This is a genomic window from Butyrivibrio proteoclasticus B316, assembly GCF_000145035.1.
Lineage (GTDB): Bacteria > Bacillota > Clostridia > Lachnospirales > Lachnospiraceae > Butyrivibrio > Butyrivibrio proteoclasticus.
Map to the genome: position 1 here is coordinate 1,034,012 of NC_014387.1, position 15,375 is coordinate 1,049,386.

Below are 15,375 nucleotides of genomic sequence, written 5' to 3' on the forward strand. Positions count from 1 at the left end.
GCGTTTGCTGCGGAGTGAGATCTAGAGGGGAATTATGAAAAAGAAAAAACTAGGGGCGATAGCCATAGCCTTAGCTATAGCCGGAGCTTTAGCCACTTGTACCGGATGCAACCTTAAGCTATCCGATTATGTGGATGAAGAGACTGCCAGCGAGATAGCATCATTTGGCAAATCTTTAATTGTAGAAAAAGGAAGCGAAGTAGTTACAGAAATGGTTTCTGATGTGGCTTCAAGCTCTTCAAGCCTGATATCTCAGATCATTGAAGAGAGCAAGACGATAGCGGAGCAGGAAGCATCAGGAGAGAATCCTGGTGGAAACGCATCAGGAGAGAATCCGGGTGGAAACACATCCGGAGGTAATGCTTCAGAAAATGAATCGTCAGATGCTCAGGCAGATGAGAACCGGAACAATACTGGCAATACGGCAGGAAATCAGGCAAGCGGAATTCTGACATCTACAGCAGACATAGGTCTTACAGATTCAGATGGCAAGGGAAAAAACTATGTATTTACCTATGGAGATAGCATCTATACTGCGATTTATTGGGATGATCACTGGAAGATCATGGATTCATATCTGATTGGAAATTCTAATGACATGATCATAATCTGTCAGGCACTAATTGATCTTCATCCGATTCATGGAGTAGATCATGAGAGCTACAGAACTGCTGATGATATGGCCTATGAGTGGCTTCAGCACAATATTGCTTACGAATTTCTTCCTGAGGATAATGTCTGGAGACAGAAATCCAAGGATGTGGATTTTAATCCTGATGATCAGGGCAAATCCTTTATAGAGATATATGAACAGAGGACGGGAAAAGAGTTTAAGTGGTCTGACGTAACAGGCGGCTGAGTATTATAAAAAAAGTTTGGGGTGTATTGGGGGATACAAATGTCGAAACTAATATATGAGAATCCACTTGATTCAGAAAAATGTCTCAAGGACTTTGTGCTGGAAGGAAGAGCAATATCTCTTTTTCCAGAGGAGTCATGAGGCTTGAGAGCGAGCTTGGACCTGATGAGGGGCAGAAAGCCAACTTTGTACTGTGGTGCAAGGTGTCTTTCCCCTCAGATGTGGCTATTGAATGGGAGTTTAGACCAATCAAAGAGCCGGGACTTGCCATGCTTTTCTTTGCAGCCAAGGGAAAAAATGGCGCATCTGTTTTTGATGAATCGCTGAGCCTCAGGACCGGCGAATATCATCAGTATCACAGCGGAGACATCAATGCTTTTCATGTCTCATATTTCAGAAGAAAAGAGGATAATGAGAGAGCCTTTCACACCTGCAATCTGCGAAAGAGCTATGGCTTTAATCTGGTTGCTCAGGGAGCAGATCCAATACCTGATGCAAGCATAGATTCGCCCTGGTACTCAATGAGGCTTTTAAAACAGGCGGGTAAGGTCAAGTTCTTTATAAATCATCTGCAAATATTCGAATTTGATGATGATGGTCTAAGCTACGGAGATATACTCACAAGCGGATGTATTGGTTTCAGACAGCTTGCACCGCTGGTCGCTGAATACCGTAATCTTCGCGTGACCTGGATCTGATAGTCGTTTTTTTGCGGACAATAGAGGAAAAATTCATATTTAATTACTAGGAAAGAGGAAAAAATGAAAATATTAGTGATCAATGGACCCAATTTGAATTTTCTGGGAATCAGAGAAAAGGCAGTTTACGGCAATCAGGATTATAACTATTTGTGTCAAATGATCAGGGACAAGGCAGCAGCTGATGGAGATGAGGTTGAGCTGTTTCAGTCCAATCATGAAGGGGCAATAATTGACAGGATTCAGGAAGCCTACAGCGATGGAACAGATGGAATAGTGATAAATCCGGGTGCATACACTCACTATAGCTTCGCAATCCATGATGCCCTCAAGAGTATAGAGAATATTACCAAAGTTGAGATACATATTTCTGACATTCAGTCCAGGGAGGAGTTCCGCAAGGTCTCAGTGACAGCACCTGCCTGTGACAAGCAGATTTATGGACATGGACTTAACGGATACCTTGAGGCGATGGACTATATTCGCGAAAATAACTGATTACCGGAGTAATCTATATTCAGATTAACAGAAACTGATTATTGGAGTAAGCACATTCAAATGGACATAAACTGATTGCCAGGCCACAATTATTAAGAGTATCTAAACAACGAAAAACCATGTTTAAATATGATATAATTACTGTATATGGCGCATAAATAATCTCAAAAACGATTCTAGTGAGGGTAAGATGACTAAACAAAAAAGCGTTACCTTAGGTCTTATTACATTCGTTGTTACGCTGATCATTACAGTAGGTCTGGCTGGTCTGTATATAAACAGGACTTCTAGCTCCCGCAAAGAGAGGGCTAGCTTCATTGCGGATTCTATTGGAAACAGGATAGAAGCTGAAATCGACAACAGAGAATATATAGCCAGAGTTTTTGAGATACAGTTAAAGAGCGATAAGGGACAGCTTTCTCAGGATAGCTTTTACGATATTTCGGACGCACTTTTTAACGACTACCTTGATGTCATCGACATATCACTTGCACCTGGCGGAGTAGTTGAGTATATCTATCCTGCGACATCTTCTCTCCACAGAGGGACTAATTTCTTTGAAGATGAAAGGTATGGAATTTACGCTGACTATAGCAAGATGTCCAAGGTGTCTGTCATCATTTCTCCGGCAACCTTAAATGACGATACCAAGGGGATCATCGTAACCAAGCCAATTTACCTGGACGATGACTCTTTCTGGGGCTTTGCAACAATAACGGTTGACGAAACAGCGTTCATGACTGACGCCAGTGTCTTCCGACTTGCTGATGAAGGCTATGAATACGAGCTTATCGGTAATAACGTTATAAGTGGCGAGAACAGGGTGATCGTAACAGATTCGGAAAAAGAGATACCTAATCCGGTTCAGGCAATGATCAGCACAGTTGGCGGTGGTTACTGGACTTTATACATAGCTCCTGTAAAGAGGTGGATCAGATGGCCCGAGGTGCTGAGCGCCTTTGCCATTGCACTTGTTATAAGTGCTCTTGCAGCACTGTTTATGTATGCTTACATGAACATGCAGGCTAATGCCAAGGAACTTGAGGTGCTTTCTTACAGAGATGCACTTACAAATCTCTACAATCCCAGAAGCTATCATGAGCATATGGATGAGCTCAGTAAAAAGAAACTTCCATATGGCATCATTTATATGGATCTAAATGACTTTAAGATGGTCAATGATACTTATGGACATGATACGGGAGATGCTCTTTTGAACATTGTTGCCAAGAGGCTTCAGAACAGCATCAGAGAAAAAGACAGAGCTTTCAGAATTGGTGGTGACGAATTCGTAGTCGTTATTCACGGAACTCACGATAAAAAATTCTATGAAAGCGTTATTTCCAGAATGAGACAGAATGTCGCAAGGGATGTAGTGGTCGGCGAGATTACTCTCAAAGTTTCAATAAGCGCCGGATTTGCAAGATGTCCGGAGGATGGCACCAAGCTTGAAGATGTTATCAAGATAGCTGATGATGCCATGTACTACAACAAGAGACTTCTAAAAGCAAGACGTGCCCAGGAAAATGGGGAGGGGCAGGTTTCATCAAGAGACATAAGATGATGTAGGTGTCTCATATAATTTGGCACCATAGGCATATAAGAGGAGAAAAATGGCTCAGGGGACATACGACACAATTAACAGGATCTTCGATACTTTCGCTGTTACATCAAGAAGCCGATACGTTTATGTCTTTGATATGGGGAAAAATATTTCCAGATGGTCATTAAACGCAGTCGATTACTTCGGACTTACAGGAGAGTATATTTACAACGCATCATCTGTTTGGGAGAACAGGATCCATCCCGATGACAGGGATAATTACAATGAATACATACAGGCCAGCTTTGCCGGTAAAAAAGTTAATCCAAACATAGAATACAGAGCCAGAAATAAAAATGGTGAGTATGTAGTCTGCTCCTGCAGAGGAGTTGTAATTAAAGACTACGCCGGCAAACCTGTTTTTTACGCCTGCTCAATTATCAACAAGGGAATAGTTGATAACAATGACCCGATAACTCTTTTACCAAATCATTATGAGATGCTCAATCACATGAGGCAGCTCAAGCTCAAGAAAAAAGAGTACGCCATACTCATGATGAACTTCATGGACTTTGGTGATATCAACCGAAGATATGGCTATGCTATTGGTAATAACATCCTGAGAGCTACAGCTAAAAAGCTTATTGATGAAGCCAAGGATATAGGTAAAGTGTACAGAGGTGAAGGAACTACCCTTGCTCTGATATCTGAGTCCATGACTATAGATGACATCAAGAAATTCTACGGCCGCATGAGGTCTTTTACCAGAGATGCCCTTGCAATTGGAGGTAAAAAAGTTGGAGCTGAAATAGGCGGTGGCGTAATACTTGCGGCGGATTTTGAAGTAGATGAACACTCGATTTATACAAGCGCCAAGTATGCACTTAATTTCTCCAAGCATCAAAGGCACGGAAATCTGATCATTTTCCATAACGATGAGCTGGATAATAAAAAGAGCAACATCGACATGGTTGATGCGATCAGAAACAGCGTAATAAACGGAATGGAAGGCTTTTATCTGGAGTATCAGCCTATAGTCTCATCTGTGGACGGAAGGCTGGTTGGAATGGAAGTCTTTGTGAGATGGCAGAAGGAGCCTTTTGGAAGTGTCTCGCCTGCTGAGTTTGTTCCGTGGCTTGAAAATGATCAGGTCTTTTACAATCTGGGCAACTGGATACTTGAAAATGCTCTTAGAGATGCGCTTGAGATCAGGATGAGGTTAAAAGATTTCTATCTTAGCGTTAATCTGGCCTTTATGCAGCTTGAGAGGTCTGAGTTTAGAACAACACTTATTGACATTCTCAGGAAGACCGGATATCCTTCTACAGGATTATGCCTTGAACTTACTTCCGGCAGCAGACAGCTTTCTATTGAGCATCTCGAGAGCCAGGTTGAATTTTTGAAGGCATGCGGAGTCAAGATTGGACTTGATGTTACCGATTTTGCATCACTTGATTATGTGAGGCAGCTGCCGATAGATTTAGTTAATATCGTTCCTGCTCTTACAGAGAATATAGGCAAGAATGTTACCAATAAATATGTGATAGAGAGCATTACCTCTTTTACCCACAGGCTTCATATCAGAACCTGCTTTACGGGAATCGAGGATGAGGAAACTGCTCAGGTTGCCAAGCAATATCCGGTGTCGGACCTTATGGGCTATTATTATGGAAGGCCCTGCAAGATAGACAAATTCAAGGAACTTGACCTGTACAAAAAAGCTTTGTAAAGGATAGTTTTATAGATGAGTAGAACCTTTAGATACATTTCAAATGAAGACGTGCTTAAGTCTTTTAAAGAGTTCAGGGATACCCTGCTCTCTGAGAGGCCTGTTATCATTGCGCGCCACGGTGACTACGCATTGTATCTTGAGAAAAAAACTGACAGTGAGCTCGGCCTTCGTATAATGAATGAGGAGAAAAAGGCCCTTGTAGAAGAGCGGAGCTATGACATAAACAGGACTACAGATGAACTTGTTTCAAGAGGCGTAAGACATGCCTGCCAGAAGATGTCTGAGCTTAGCGATGAAGATGTCAACATGAAGAGATTTCAGATATGGAAATGGTATCTTCTTGATTGGCAAAAAGAGCATGAGGCTGAGCAGAATGATATCGTGAGCAAGGAGATTGAGTGGAACGAGGAACTGATGCAGCAGGAGACAGAACTCATGGATATGGAGAAGTATCTTCATGGGGATTATCTGAATCTTGGGCACACTCTTAACCTGATAGAGAGATATCTTGTTGATCCCGGACATAAGGAGCTGTTCAGGAAATTTGCGATCAATGACATCATGGAGATGGCAAGTGAAGATACCAAGGTGAAATCCATTGAGGAAGCTGAGCGCCGTAGTCAGGAAGAGGAAGTCAAGCTACACACTTATCAGTTTACTGTGAGCGTGGAAGCAACTGACAAGGAAAAAGCCCGAAGAGCTCTTCTTCATTACCTTGCAGGAGATGAGAGAATTAGCGTACAAAAGTAAGAGTCAGAGTGATTGATTTGAAAAAGTCAGTCACTCTTTTTTGTTTACTGTTTACATAAAAATTCTACACATAATAAAATAATTACACCTTGGAAAAAAATGCAAAAAGCTATAAATTGTATCAAGGAGGGTATAACCATGAGTGTGTTTAAATGTGATGAAAGTACAATAGTTAGTACAAGAGCAGGTAAACTGCAGGGGTACTATTATAATGGAGTTTACGTATTTAAGGGCGTTCACTATGCTGAAGCTGAGAGGTTCATGCAGCCAACAGAAGTTAAGCCCTGGGAGGGTGTCGCAGATGCGACCAGCTATGGAATGGTCTGCAACCTCATGCATCAGGATGATCCGCAGGGGGAGCTGATGGTGCCACATGCCTACTGGCCTATGTCTGAGCACTGCCAGAATCTTAATATATGGACAACCGGGCTTGGTGAGAATTGCAAGAAGCCGGTTATGGTATGGCTTCACGGCGGCGGTTTTTTTGCTGGTTCTGCGATTGAACAGCTGGCCTACGAAGGGGATGCCATGGCTATAAATGGAGATGTGGTCGTAGTAACTGTCAACCACAGACTCAATATTCTGGGATATCTGGACCTTGAACCTTTTGGTGATAAATACAAGAATTCAGCAAATTGTGGAAATGCTGATCTGGTTGCAGCTCTTAAGTGGGTACATGAGAATATTGCGGCTTTTGGTGGAGACCCTGACAACGTTACGTTGTTTGGACAGTCGGGCGGCGGAATGAAGGTTACTTCTCTTATGCAGACGCCGGCAGCAGACGGGCTCTTTCACAAGGCATTTGTAATGAGCGGAGTTCTCGACTTTGACGGTTTTGGCGAGCAAAAGGGCGGTGGAAGAGAGATTGTTTCAGGAATGCTGAGGGAACTTGGACTTACTGATAAGGATGTGTCCAAACTGGAAACTTTGCCATATCCTGAGCTTGTAAGTGCCTATGAAAAGGCAGCAGAGAAGATAACTGATCCGACTGTGTACAGAGGAATGGCTCCTATGGTCAATGACTATTATCTAGGAGAGCCTCATCACATTGGCTTTACAGAGCATGCGGGGACTATTCCTATGATGATTGGAACAGTTATTGGTGAATTTGCTTTCCAGCCTCTTTTCTTTAATAAATATGAGATGACGGAGGATGAGCAGAGAGCTCTTGTTCAGGAAAAATATCACGAATATACCGACGAGATGATAAGGCTGTTTAAAAAGGCTTATCCGGGCAAGAAGATAACTGATCTTATTTCACTGGATTACATGTTCAGAATTCCTACAATGAAGCTGATTGCTGAGGCATCCAAGAGAAAAGAAGCCAATGTCTATTCTTATATGTTTGCCTATGAGTTTCCGATTCAGAACGGCAAGATAGCATGGCACTGTTCGGATATTCCTTTTGTATTCCACAACATAGAAAGGGTTCCGTCTGCTAATGTGGAAGGAGTATCTGACAAGCTTCAGGAGCAGATTTTTGCCTGCGTTATGTCTTTTGCCAGAACAGGAGATCCGAATAACGACAAGATTAGTGAATGGCCTGCGTCAAAAGAAAATGATGAAGCAACATTTGTCTTTGACAAAGAATGCGAATGCAGACATAATTATGACCATGAGTTAGTCAGACTCGGGCAGGAGGCAGTTTCCAAATACAGCGTGGGCGAGTTTGGAAATGTCCAGCATTGAACTGCTCTAAAGGTTTTTATAACAGGAGAATATTATGGGAAAAATATGGGATTATGAGAAATTCAAGGCGACAGCAAGATTAGCTGCCGCAGAGGGAATAGTTCTTTTAAAGAACGATGAAAAGACTCTTCCTCTTGCAGAGAATACTAAGCTGGCGATATTTGGCCGCAGCCAGATGAATTATTATAAGTCAGGCACAGGGTCAGGCGGAATGGTCAACGTTGACTATGTTGTCGGAATCTATGAAGCTATTGCTGATTCAGGGCTTTATAAGGTTGATCAGACTGTCAGAGAAGCTTATGAGAAGTTTGTAGAAGAGAATCCTTTTGATTCAGGCGCAGGATGGGCTTCAGAGCCATGGTTCCAGAAAGAGATGCCTCTTACTGATGCATTTGTTAAGAGTGCTGCCAAAGAGTCAGAGGTTGCTGTTTTCATCATCGGCAGAACTGCCGGAGAGGATCAGGATAATAAGAACGAGCAGGGAAGCTATCTTTTGACTGATGAAGAAGTTGCTGCACTTAAGAAGGTTACCAAGGCCTTCAAAAAGACGGTAGTTCTTTTGAACGTTGGAAATATCATCGATATGAAGTGGGTCAAAGAGGTTGATCCATCTGCAGTTCTGTATGTATGGCAGGGCGGCCAGGAGGGCGGTAATGCTGTTCTTGATGTTTTGAGCGGAGCAGTTAATCCATCCGGTAAGCTTTCAGATACTATCGCGGAGAATATTTCTGATTATGCATCTTCTGAGAATTTTGGCTCAGAAGTCAAGAACTACCAGAAAGAAGATATCTATGTAGGATATCGTTATTTTGAGACTTTTGATAAGGATAAGGTTTTATATCCTTTTGGATATGGACTTTCCTACACAAGCTTTGATATAGCTGCCGGTGAGTTTGCCTATGACAAAAAAGATGGCATTTCTTTTGAAGTTCACGTGGCAAATACCGGTGACACAGCAGGTAAAGAGGTAGTTCAGGTCTACATCAAGACTCCAAACGGTGAGCTTGGTAAGCCTGCAAGAACTCTTATCGGATTTGACAAGACAGATATCCTTGATAAGGGACAGGCTCAGAATATCAGATTTGAGATTCCTAAGTACTGGTTTGCTTCTTATGATGACAGCGGTGTTACAGGCCATAAGTCAGCGTATGTACTTGAAAAAGGTGAGTATACAGTATATGCAGGAAGTGATGTCAGAAGCGCTGAGGAAGTCGGCACATTTGTACTTGATGAGACAGAAGTAGTAAGGCAGTGCGAAGAGGCTTACGCTCCTATAGAGAGCTTTGAGAGACTTAAGGCAGTTGTCAGGAACGGTAAGGTGGTAAAAGAGTTTGAGAAGGCACCTACAAGAACTCTTGATCCAAACACTAAGAGAAAAGATAAGCTTCCTAAGGCTTCTCTTTATAAATACACAGGTGATAAGGGCTATAAGCTCAAGGACGTTGCTGATGGCAAGGTTTCTCTTGAAAAGTTTATTGCCCAGTTATCCGATGAAGATCTGTGCGCAATGATGAGAGGTGAGGGAATGTGCTCACCGAAGGTAACTCCTGGCGTAGCAGGAGCATACGGCGCAGTTACAGATTCACTTCTTGGATTTGGAATTCCTATTGCAAGCTGCTCAGACGGACCAAGCGGAATCCGTATGGACTGCGGTACACACGCTTTTTCACTTCCAAACGGAACATGTCTTGCATGCTCATTTAACGAGAAAATAAATGAAGAGCTCTTTACCTGGGAAGGACTTGATCTTAGAAGATGCAGAATTGATGCCCTTCTTGGACCTGGTATGAATATTCACAGAAGTCCTCTTAATGGCAGAAACTTTGAGTATTTCTCAGAGGATCCATTCCTTACAGGTAAGCTTGTGGCTGCCCAGCTCAAGGGAATGCACAAGTATGATGTGACCGGTGTTATCAAGCATTTTGCAGGTAATACACAGGAGTTTAAGAGACACACTGTTAACAATGTGGTTTCAGAGAGAGCACTTAGAGAGATTTATCTAAAGGGCTTTGAAATTGCAGTAAGAGAAGGAAATGCAAGAGCAGTTATGACTACCTATGGCCCTGTTAACGGCATTTGGACAGCCAGCAGCTATGATCTTCTCACAACTCTTTTACGAAACGAGTGGGGATTTGATGGTATTGCCATGACTGACTGGTGGGCAATGGGTAATGACGAAGCCGGAGCTCCCGGAAGTTATCAGAATGTGGCTGCTCAGGTTCGCGCCCAGAACGATCTTAACATGGTTAATACAAGTGCAGGTGATAACACCAATAATGATAACCTTGCAGAGGCTCTTGCTGATGGAAGGCTTGAGAGAAGCGAGCTTGGAAGGAGCGCTGGCAATATCCTGAGATTCCTTATGAAGTCTCCTTCATTCCAGCATATGCTCGGAAATGAGTCAGATCTTGACAAGGAGCTTGCTGAGGCAGTATCAGCCGAAGATATGGCACTTCAGGAAATGATAGATGTAGTGGCTGACAAGGATATCACTGAGCTTGATGTCAAAGATATCAAGGTTGGTAAGAAGTCTACAACAGTATTCTGTATGACTACTCCAAGAAGATGCACAATGGATCTTGAGCTTGTACTTAGAGCTGATGATCAGCCTGATGTGGCTCAGCTTCCACTTTCAGTTTTCCAGGACAAGATGCTTCTCAAGACTGTGACTCTCACAGGAATGGATAAAGAGTGGCAGACAGTCAAGATATCTGTATATCCTGCATTTATTGGAAACTTCTATCTGAAACTTTACTTTGCTAATGGCGGTCTTGAGATCAAGTCTGCAAGACTTATCAAGACTAAGGATATGGAAGAAGAGTTCCAGAGAGGACTTACAGAACTAAACTAATTGTCGTGAAACGTGCTTTGTTACGTATATTTTAGGTGACGAGAATGTCGGAAATGCCGATTTTATGCCTGAGAAATAATATTTCATAAAATTTTAATGAATTATCAAGCTAAAGCAGTAGTATTTCCTTTCTCATTAGTATATAATGTTCCCATTGAATGAAATTTTGTTGTAAAGGTTATCGGTTGAGGGGCCAGGAGGCCTTTACAAGCCAGTCATTCAATAATTTCTTATGAGATGGAGGAAATAGAATAATGAGAAGTTCCGCTAAGGCTAAAAGAGGCATGAGCCAGAGCTGCATCGAAATCATGTCAGACGCGATCAAGGCAAAGGAGCAGAACCTATCATACGGCAAATTTAAGGCTCTGGATATGTTGGGAGCTGGCAGTATGCAGGACGAGTACTACGAATCAGAGTACCAGGTGTACACGGACAACATCGTTCGCAAGACTGAGCACACTGAGACCAAGAAGGCAGTTGCCTTTGTAAAAGTTAGATAATATATTTCCTACAACTGAATATGGCGAACATAATAAGAGGCTACCACATTTGCGTGGTAGCCTCTTTTGCAGCGCTTTGTGGCTACTCACATTCCGAAGACGTGTTTTCCGAGGAATTTACCTACAATGGTGATGATTGGGCCAAGGAAGAGTGCCATGAGAACGATGCCGATGTTTGGAATGCCTCCAAAGAGGACTCCCAGGATGATCACAAGGAAATCGTAAGCTATACGGATCATTGCGAAGGGGACCTTTTTGAGTACACGCACAGATAATATCTGTGGAATTGCATCGTAGGGTGAAACTCCCATATTTGCGTTGATATAGAAGGAAACTGATATGATGAAGAGAAAAAGAGCCAGTGCGAAGATGACAGCTCTTGAGGGCATATCAGTAAAGTAGTGCTCTGGTATTGTCTTTTCCCAAAGCCAGCAGAAGAAATCTGCTATGTAACCTATAAAAACCATGTTGGCAATTGTTCCAAAGCCGATAAATTTTCGGCCAAAGAGAATAACAATTATAAACAGCACAGAATTAAGAAGCAGCTGCCAGTTACCAAAGCTGATGCCAAGGAATCTGGATATAGTGAGGTTCATAAAGGTACATGGATCTGTGCCAAGATTAACCTTGATGAGAAATGATAAAAAGAATCCCATAAAGAAAACACCGATATTCATGATGATAAGGCGCTTTTTGAAATCCTTCTGTGTAAGATAGTCTTTAAACCATTTTTGGAGTGAGTCTAACATAATAAATTCCTTTTTTTAAATTATAGTTTATACCGATAATACTGAGACTTCCTGAGAAATTATTATTCCACAATGTGAAGAGCCCAGTACTGATTCCTGTAATTGATGAGAACCGGGGCATTTACAAAGGCTTCATCGCCGATATAACAGCGGTCTGCCTCCTTGTCAAAAGTATACTTGCGGCCTTCAGAATCGTTGTTGTTGATGTATTCCAGAGCCTGCTCGAGGGTCTCGTCCCCTTTGCATAAATGAATGTTCATATCTCTACCTTTCTGCTATCGTTTATACAATTTTCAGATATATTATCTAAATAGATTGCGTAAAATTATGTTACAATGTTAATAGCTATGAGTATGCAAAAATAAGGTGTTTTTAACACAAACCAATAACCATTATACACGTTTTTGAGGGTTGTAATAGACCCTAAATAAATTCTGATACAACATAGTACAAATAATTATAGAGGTTTTCATGGAAGAAAAAGAATTACTAGAGCTTTTAGAAGCAGTAAAAAAGGGCGAGACTAACGTGCAGGATGCAGTGCTTAAGTTAAGACAGGCGCCTTTTGAAGATATGGGCTTTGCAAGGCCTGATACGCACAGAGGCTTGAGACAGGGAGCTGCGGAGGTCATCTTCGGACAGGGCAAGACTCCTGAGCAGAATCTGATGATCGCAGAAAAGCTTTTGGAGAAAGGGCAGAAGAGCGTCCTTATCACCAGAATGTCTCAGGAAGCAGCAAACTATTTTACGGATAATAAGAAAAAAGAGATTGAGTTTACCTACGATTCTTATTGTAAGATAGGCATTGCGGGAGAGCAGATAGATCCTGAAAAGGGAGTTGGCAAGATAGTAATAGCTACAGGCGGAACGAGCGATATTCCTGTTGCAGAGGAAGCCGGCAAGACTGCGGAAATCATGGGAAACAAGGTCGTAAGGTTATACGATGTAGGTGTTGCCGGGATTCACAGACTTCTTGAGAAACACGCGATGGATGAGATCATGAGTGCCAATGTTATCATTGCGATAGCAGGTATGGAGGGAGCTCTCGCCAGCGTAGTTGGAGGACTTGCGGACTGTCCTGTTATTGCGGTTCCTACAAGTGTGGGCTATGGTGCTTCTTTTGGCGGATTGTCAGCTCTTTTATCGATGCTCAATTCATGTGCAAGCGGAGTCAGCGTTGTCAACATTGACAATGGCTTTGGGGCAGGCTACCTTGCCAGCATGATCAACAAGAAATAAACGTTTGGGAGATTTGGTATGAAAGAGTTATTAGAGCTTGCCAAGGTGTACAGAATGTCAACGGATAGCATTATTAAATACATTTACATTCCGGCATTTTGCGACAAGATCAGGAATTTATTCCATAAAGGCTGAGATGATGGCCAATAAATGACAGTTGGGGATTAAGAAAATGATAATTGAAATTAAGGAAGTTTCCAAAGCCTACGGAGAAAACAAGGTTTTGGATAACTTCAGCTTGAATATAGAGGATGAGCATTCCTACGTGATCACAGGAAAAGAGGGATGTGGCAAGACAACTCTCATGAGGCTTATCCTTAAGCTTGAAACTCCGGATGCAGGAAAAGTTGGGCTACTGGGGGATTATAAGTACCCTTTTATAAATGCAGGAGTTGTTTTTCAGGATGACAGGCTGGTTGAGAGCCTGAATGCGATCACAAATGTGACTATGGTCAGCAAGAAAATATTCAGAGAAACTGTGGCGGAAGAGCTTCTTAAATTCCTGCCGGAGGAAGCTCTCACAGTACCGGTAAAAAAGCTGTCAGAAAGCCAGCGCAGAATTGTACAGATAATAAGAGCCTGTGCTATTCCAAGTGACGTTCTCATTATGGATGAGCCATTTCTTGGAATTGATCGCGAGACTAAGCTCAAACTTATTCCGTACATCAGAAACGCTCAGGGCAAGGGCTCGCTGACGATATTTACAAGAGATACAACTGATCTGGATTTCGCACGGATCATAACACTGTGAATAATCTAGCGTCCAGTTCTTTAAAAAGAGGGAGATTAGTATGGTAACGAATGACGAAAGTATGAACCGCTTCAAACACAAGATCATGGAGGAAGTATGCCGCCTGGAATGGGAGGGGCATAACGACCAGGAGCACATTGAACAGCTTGTGCTCAAAACAATACCGGGTCCTAAGCCTGAGTATAGATGCTGCATCTATAAGGAAAGGGAAATTGTAAGACAGAGGATTAATCTGGCAATGGCCAAGAATCCGACTTACAATCCTGATTCTAATAACATAGTGCAGGTTATTGATCCTGCCTGTGATGAATGTCCTATTTCTGCATATTCAGTAACTGATAACTGCAGATTCTGTATGGGTAAGGCCTGCCTTAATTCATGTGCTTTTGGAGCTATATCACCCGGTGATACGCATATGCACATAGATCCGGCCAAGTGTAAGGAATGTGGTAAATGCGCAGCAGCCTGTCCTTATTCAGCTATTGTTCATCTGGAAAGACCTTGCAAGAAGGCCTGCCCTGTCGGAGCAATCACCTACGATGAATATGGCTACTGCAAGATTGATGAAGATAAGTGCATTCAGTGTGGCCACTGTATCCACAGCTGTCCGTTTGCCGCAATTGGCAGTAAGACCTTCCTTGTTGATATTATCAAGGAGATTAAAGCGGGAAAAGAGGTCATTGCCATGTGTGCGCCTGCTACAGAGGGACAGTTTGGTGAAGACATCTCAATGGCATCCATCAGAGAGGGACTTAAGAAGCTTGGCTTTGCGGATATGATAGAGGTAGGTCTTGGCGGAGATATGACAGCTGCCTATGAGTCCGAGGAGTGGGCTGAGGCTTACAAGGAAGGCAAGAAGATGACTACTTCCTGTTGCCCTGCTTTTATCAATATGTTAAAAAAGCACTTCCCTGAGCAATATGAGAACAACATGTCATCTACAATATCGCCTATGTGCGCAATTTCCAGATATATGAAGGCAACTCATCCAGGCTGTGTCACAGTATTTATAGGGCCGTGCATTGCCAAGAAGTCTGAAGCTCAGGATAAATCAGTCAAAGATAATGCAGATTATGTTGTAACTTACGGAGAACTTCGAGCGCTCATGAGGTCTAAGGGAGTTAAATTTGAACCTGTAGCTGATGATTATCAGGAATCATCGATCTGGGGCAAACGCTTTGCCGGAAGCGGCGGAGTTGCCAAGGCAGTTATCGAGTGTATGCAGGAGAGAGGCTTGGAAACAGGGGATATCAAGCTTCTTGCAGCACATGGAGGCCTTGAGTGTAAAAAGGCTCTTATTCTTCTCAAGATGGGCAAGCTTCCTGAGGACTTCATTGAAGGAATGGTTTGCCCTGGAGGCTGCGTAGGAGGTCCATCCAAGCACAGAGGAATCGGCGAGATTACTAAGGCAAGGGAGCAGCTGCTTTCCAAGGCGGATGACAGAAAAGTTTTGGAGAACATCAAGAACTATCCTATGGATAAATTTTCAATGCACAGGGATGGTCATATGTAAAGT

Annotated in this window: 15 protein-coding genes; 13 read left to right on the top strand and 2 right to left on the bottom strand. The window is 42.6% G+C overall.

The genetic code is table 11. From position 1 onward, the window contains the following. Positions 1–34: 34 nt before the first annotated feature. The 10 genes from BPR_RS04310 to BPR_RS04350 all read left to right on the top strand — a co-directional run bounded on the left by BPR_RS04310 (position 35) and on the right by BPR_RS04350 (position 11,120). Positions 35–859, top strand: a complete 825-nt coding sequence (locus BPR_RS04310) for a hypothetical protein (RefSeq protein WP_013280238.1) — start codon at positions 35–37, stop codon at positions 857–859. 39 nt (positions 860–898) lie between these two features. Next, positions 899–1,000, top strand: a complete 102-nt coding sequence (locus BPR_RS21250; RefSeq protein ID WP_242662199.1) for a YesU family protein — start codon at positions 899–901, stop codon at positions 998–1,000. After that, the gene (locus BPR_RS04315) at positions 997–1,557 is read left to right on the top strand and encodes a DUF1961 family protein (protein WP_198408583.1); all 561 of its coding nucleotides are present in this window, start codon (positions 997–999) and stop codon (positions 1,555–1,557) included. Before BPR_RS21250 ends, BPR_RS04315 begins: the two co-directional genes overlap by 4 nt. Before the next feature lie 63 nt (positions 1,558–1,620). Further along, the gene (locus BPR_RS04320; RefSeq protein ID WP_013280240.1) at positions 1,621–2,055 is read left to right on the top strand and encodes a type II 3-dehydroquinate dehydratase; all 435 of its coding nucleotides are present in this window, start codon (positions 1,621–1,623) and stop codon (positions 2,053–2,055) included. A 190-nt stretch (positions 2,056–2,245) separates the two neighbouring features. Continuing rightward, positions 2,246–3,619: a diguanylate cyclase domain-containing protein gene (locus BPR_RS04325; protein ID WP_013280241.1), complete on the top strand. Its 1,374-nt coding sequence runs from the start codon at positions 2,246–2,248 to the stop codon at positions 3,617–3,619. A 49-nt stretch (positions 3,620–3,668) separates the two neighbouring features. Next, positions 3,669–5,327 carry a sensor domain-containing phosphodiesterase gene (locus tag BPR_RS04330; protein ID WP_013280242.1) on the top strand — a complete coding sequence of 553 codons (1,659 nt, stop codon included), beginning with the start codon at positions 3,669–3,671 and terminating at the stop codon, positions 5,325–5,327. 15 nt (positions 5,328–5,342) lie between these two features. Then, a complete protein-coding gene (locus BPR_RS04335; protein ID WP_013280243.1) occupies positions 5,343–6,080 on the top strand; it encodes a hypothetical protein in 738 nt (245 codons plus the stop codon). A 138-nt stretch (positions 6,081–6,218) separates the two neighbouring features. Beyond that, entirely contained in the window at positions 6,219–7,769 is a 1,551-nt protein-coding gene (locus BPR_RS04340) for a carboxylesterase/lipase family protein (protein WP_042256532.1), read from the top strand. Between the two features lie 34 nt (positions 7,770–7,803). Continuing rightward, positions 7,804–10,620, top strand: a complete 2,817-nt coding sequence (locus BPR_RS04345) for a glycoside hydrolase family 3 protein (RefSeq protein ID WP_013280245.1) — start codon at positions 7,804–7,806, stop codon at positions 10,618–10,620. A gap of 254 nt (positions 10,621–10,874) precedes the next feature. Further along, positions 10,875–11,120: a hypothetical protein gene (locus BPR_RS04350; protein WP_013280246.1), complete on the top strand. Its 246-nt coding sequence runs from the start codon at positions 10,875–10,877 to the stop codon at positions 11,118–11,120. 86 nt (positions 11,121–11,206) lie between these two features. Here the strand turns inward: BPR_RS04350 and BPR_RS04355 are convergent, their stop codons facing one another. Next, positions 11,207–11,869 carry a YczE/YyaS/YitT family protein gene (locus BPR_RS04355; protein ID WP_013280247.1) on the bottom strand — a complete coding sequence of 221 codons (663 nt, stop codon included), beginning with the start codon at positions 11,867–11,869 and terminating at the stop codon, positions 11,207–11,209. 62 nt (positions 11,870–11,931) lie between these two features. Beyond that, positions 11,932–12,129: a hypothetical protein gene (locus BPR_RS04360; protein ID WP_013280248.1), complete on the bottom strand. Its 198-nt coding sequence runs from the start codon at positions 12,127–12,129 to the stop codon at positions 11,932–11,934. Between the two features lie 211 nt (positions 12,130–12,340). Here BPR_RS04360 and larB point away from each other — a divergent pair, with 211 nt between their 5' ends. The 3 genes from larB (at position 12,341) to BPR_RS04375 (ending at position 15,372) form a co-directional block, all read left to right on the top strand. Further along, positions 12,341–13,108 (top strand): nickel pincer cofactor biosynthesis protein LarB, encoded by a 768-nt coding sequence (gene larB, locus BPR_RS04365; RefSeq protein ID WP_013280249.1) that lies wholly within the window; start codon positions 12,341–12,343, stop codon positions 13,106–13,108. Positions 13,109–13,280: 172 nt separating this feature from the next. Continuing rightward, positions 13,281–13,859 carry an ABC transporter ATP-binding protein gene (locus BPR_RS04370; protein WP_013280250.1) on the top strand — a complete coding sequence of 193 codons (579 nt, stop codon included), beginning with the start codon at positions 13,281–13,283 and terminating at the stop codon, positions 13,857–13,859. Between the two features lie 40 nt (positions 13,860–13,899). Continuing rightward, positions 13,900–15,372, top strand: a complete 1,473-nt coding sequence (locus BPR_RS04375; RefSeq protein WP_013280251.1) for a 4Fe-4S dicluster domain-containing protein — start codon at positions 13,900–13,902, stop codon at positions 15,370–15,372. Positions 15,373–15,375 lie beyond the last annotated feature (3 nt).